Genomic DNA, 4,389 nt, shown 5'->3' with positions numbered 1-4,389 from the left:
CGCCACCACCGCCGGGAGCACCGCCCCCGCCGCCGCTGGCGTCGATGCCGCCACCGCCGCCGCCTTCGCCTTCGCTCTTCAGGTCGTCGTTGTTTACGCTCTTGCCACGGCGCGTGGGAGCTGCCGTAATCTTACCAATGCGGTAGCTGAAGTTGACGCGCACGCCCAGCGAGTGCAGCTGGTTGCGGCTGGCCTGGTCGATGAGCGGCGACACCACGTTGTTGCGGATGGTGATGGTGGGCGTGAAGAAGTTATCGAAGCCGAAGCCGATGCTGCCGCGCTTCTCGGCGAAGTCGCGCTTGATGCCCAGCGTGTAGAAGCCGAAACCGCTCTGGTCGCCCTGCAGCTGCACCTGGCGGCCGCGGTAGAAGGCAAAGGCCTGCACGCCCCACACGGGCGTGAAGTTGTAGGAGCCCCCGAGGCGACCGCTGATAACAAAGCCCTGGTTGGATGCGTTGAAGTTGCGGTCGGGCACGTTGTTGGTGAGCGTGGCGTAGTAGAAGTCGGTACCCGCGTTCAGGTTCAGCTTGGGGCCGTTGAGGTTGGCGTTGAGGCTGCCGCCGTAGGCGTTCTGCTGGCCAATATTGGCGTAGGTGGTCTTCACAATGTCGGTTCCGGTAACCGTGCGCAGGGCTTCGATGGAGCCGGTGGTATTGCGCACGAAAGCACTCATGCTCAGGTTTACCTTCTTCACCAGTGTGTTGTAGCCCAATTCGTAGTTGTTGGTGTATTCGGGCTTGAGGGTAGGGTCGCCTTCGCTGGTGTTCTTGGGATTCTGTGCGTTCACATTCGGGTTCAGGAACTGTAGCGAGGGGCGCTGAATGCGGCGGTTATAGGCCAGCTTCAGCAGGTTGCCGTTGGCGAGCTTGCGCGACACGTTCACGCTGGGCACCAGCACGCCGTAGTCCGGAATGTTGGGCGCGGCCGAATTGGCAAAGCTGGCCTCAATGGTCGTGTACTCGTAGCGCAGGCCGGGTTTGATGGTAATGCCCTTGGGCAATTGCGCGGTGTAAGCCACGTAGCCGGCCGTTACATTCTGACGGTAGTTGAACACATTGCTACCGGAAAGCGAGCCCACATTCGGCAGCACCTCGCCGTTGGGGCCGTAGGAGATGGTAGAATAGTCGGAATTAACCAGACGCAGAATGTTCTTGGCCCCGGTCTCCAGCATCTGTGTTTTGCTGATGGGATTCTGGTAGTCCAGTTGCACCGTGTATTCCTCGTTGTAGCTGGGGTTGTCGTTCACGATGCGCGACGGGCTTTGCGGGTCGCTCGACTGGAAAATGGTGTTCGTGAAGTTGTTGGTGCGGTCGTTGCGGCTGAACAAGGTCAGCAGGCTGATTTCGTGCTGCGGCTTCTCGAAGCTGTGCGTGTAGTTCAGGCTGGCATCGACGGTGCCCGACAGGTCTTTGGCGTAGGTGTCGCGCAGGTCGGTGCCGATGGGCGCGCCCGTGGCCGAAGCGCCGTTGTAGGTGGTGCGCAGCAGCCCATCCTGGTAGTTGTAACCGCTGCGCTGGCCGTAGCTCACCGAAGCCTGCAGCGAGTTGAACTTGTTGATGTCGTAATCCCAGCCGAAGGAGTAGCGGCCGAAAATGCCCTGCTGGCGCGTGTCGGCGCTTTGCAGGGTGGTGGTGGCCGCGCCGGTACCCAGGCTGCGCGTTACCTGCGTGTTGCTGAACTCGCCCGGTGTGTTGTATTGGCCCCGGCCGAAACCGCTCAGCGAGAAGCCCATTTTGCCGGTGCGCAGGCTGCCCTGCAGACCCAGGTTGCTGTTGCGCAGGCCCGCGCTGATGTTCACGCCCAGCGTGGCACCCTTCAGGTTGTTGGTTTTGGTGATGATGTTGATGATGCCGCCCGAGCCTTCGGCGTCGTACTTGGCCGAGGGCGAGGTAATCACCTCCACGGTCTTAATCTGGTCGGCCGGAATCTGCTTCAGCGCGTCGGCAATGCTGCTGGCGGCAATGGTCGAGGGCTTGTTGTTGATGAGCACCTTGATGCTGGAGCTGCCGCGCAGGCTCACGTTGCCGTCGAGGTCCACACTCAGCATGGGCACGCGCTTGAGCACGTCGGTGGCGTCGCCGCCGCGGGTGGTCTGGTCGTTTTCGGCGTTGTACACCGTGCGGTCCACCCGCTCTTCGATGATGGCCTTCTGGCCCGTTACTACCACTTCGCCCAGCTTCTGGGCCGATGCCGACATGGCAATAGTACCCAGAGCCGTGGCCTCGCCGGCCGTCACCACCACGCCGGTGCGGGTGATGTTGGTGTAGCCCAGGAAGCTGATTTGCACCGTGTAGCTGCCGGCCGGAATGCCCGCCAGCACAAACTTGCCGTCGTCGCCGGCCACGCCGCCGTTCACCGGGTTGTTGGCGGCATCGAGCACCGCCACCGAGGCATAGGATACAGGCTTGTTGGTAGCCGCGTCGGTTATGGTGCCGCTGATGCGGCCGGCCGCGGTGCGCGGCGCGCTGGAAAGGGTGGGCCGGGTGCCGCCCTGTTGGGCCTGAGCCGCTGACGAAATGCCCAGCAGGGCCGTTAGCAGAACGGCCGGAGCCGGTAATAGGTGTTTCATATACTGACAATGGATAGCGGCCAAAGTGCCGCAAATCGGACCGGAGGTTGCATCCGGCGTCTGGCTGAGGTGTAAAAATTTCGTAACTAAATCCCTAACAGCCAACTGGCCGAATCGGCTTGCCGATACGCAAAGGTCTGGGACGCGGCCGCGACACATGGGAAAAACTAGATTATCGCATGCCAAACCCCGACTAATACCCCGATTCCATCGCTGCTCACAACCGCTCTTCGCATCGCGTCGTACCTTTGGGCCAGCCCGATAATCTTTTAGCGGGTCAGGCGGTTACGCTACCGTCACCAATCCCACCACGCCCGCCCCGATGATAGTTGAACCCGGCCCGCTGCTTGCGGCGATTGACTCGCCCGACGACCTTAAAAAGCTCGCTCCCGAGCAGTTAGTCCAGCTCAGCGCTGAGCTGCGCGACTTTATCATCGATTCCGTGAGCATTTACGGCGGCCACTTCGGCGCCTCGCTGGGTGTAGTCGAGCTTACGGTAGCGCTGCACTACGTCTTCAATACGCCCTACGACCAGCTTATCTGGGACGTAGGCCACCAGGCCTACGGGCACAAAATCCTCACCGGCCGCCGCGACAAATTCCCGACCAACCGCCGCTACAAAGGCATGTCGGGCTTTCCGAAGCGCAGCGAAAGCGAGTACGACGCCTTCGGCGTGGGCCACAGCAGCACCAGCATCGGGGCGGCGCTGGGCATGGCCGTGGCGTCGGACTACAAGGGCGAGTTCGACCGCCAGCACATTGCCGTAATCGGCGACGGGGCCATGACGGCCGGCATGAGCTTCGAAGCTCTGAACCAGGCCGGCGTGCTCAACAACAATATGATTGTCGTGCTGAACGACAACTGCATGAGCATCGACCCCAACGTGGGCGCGCTCAAGGAATACCTCACCGACATCACCACTTCGCGCACCTACAACAAAGTGCGCGACGAGCTCTGGAACGTGCTGGGCAAGCTCAGCAAGTTTGGCCCCAACCCCCAGCAGATTGCCCGCAAGGTAGAGGCCGCCATGAAGGCGACATTACTTAAGCAGAGCAACCTGTTCGAGGCGCTGAAATTCCGCTACTTCGGCCCCGTGGACGGGCACGACGTGCAGCACCTGGTTACCATCCTCAACGACCTGAAAACCATTCCCGGCCCCAAGCTGCTGCACTGCGTCACGGTGAAGGGCAAGGGCTACGAGCTGGCCGAGAAAGACCAGACCCTGTGGCACGCGCCGGGTTTATTCGACAAAATCACGGGCGAGATTTACAAGAAGACGCCCGACAAGCCCCAGCCGCCCAAGTACCAGGACGTGTTCGGCCACACGCTGGTGGAACTGGCCGAGGCCAACGATAAAATCATGGGCGTGACGCCGGCTATGCCCTCGGGTTCGTCGCTGAACATCATGATGGCCGCCATGCCCACCCGCGCCTTCGACGTGGGCATTGCCGAGCAGCACGCCGTTACGTTCTCGGCCGGCCTGGCTACGCAGGGGCTGATTCCATTCTGCAACATCTACTCCTCGTTCATGCAGCGGGGTTACGACCAGGTGGTGCACGACGTGGCGCTGCAAAACCTGCACGTGGTGTTCTGCCTCGACCGCGCCGGTTTTGCCGGGGCCGACGGCCCCACCCACCACGGCTGCTACGACTTGGCCTACATGCGCTGCATCCCCAACATCGTGGTGTCGGCCCCGATGAACGAGCAGGAGCTGCGCAACCTGATGTACACCGCCACCCTGCCCGAAAACGCCGGGCCGCACAGCATCCGCTACCCGCGCGGCGAGGGCGCGATGCCCGAGTGGCGCACGCCGCTGCAGC

General features: G+C 62.0%; 2 protein-coding genes. One reads left to right on the top strand and one right to left on the bottom strand.

What is annotated here, in order from left to right; translation table 11 throughout:
* Positions 1-2,569: TonB-dependent receptor domain-containing protein (locus ACYVDE_RS15565; RefSeq protein ID WP_460502457.1), on the bottom strand; the 2,569-nt coding region annotated here is incomplete at its 3' end.
* A 322-nt stretch (positions 2,570-2,891) separates the two neighbouring features.
* Here ACYVDE_RS15565 and dxs point away from each other — a divergent pair.
* Positions 2,892-4,389, top strand: a 1,498-nt coding sequence (dxs, locus tag ACYVDE_RS15560; RefSeq protein WP_460502456.1) for a 1-deoxy-D-xylulose-5-phosphate synthase, incomplete at its 3' end; no start/stop codon positions are given.

It is taken from the genome of Hymenobacter agri, assembly GCF_054778495.1.
Note: the sequence above shows the minus strand (reverse complement) of the source record. Positions and strands in the feature narration are given on the sequence as shown.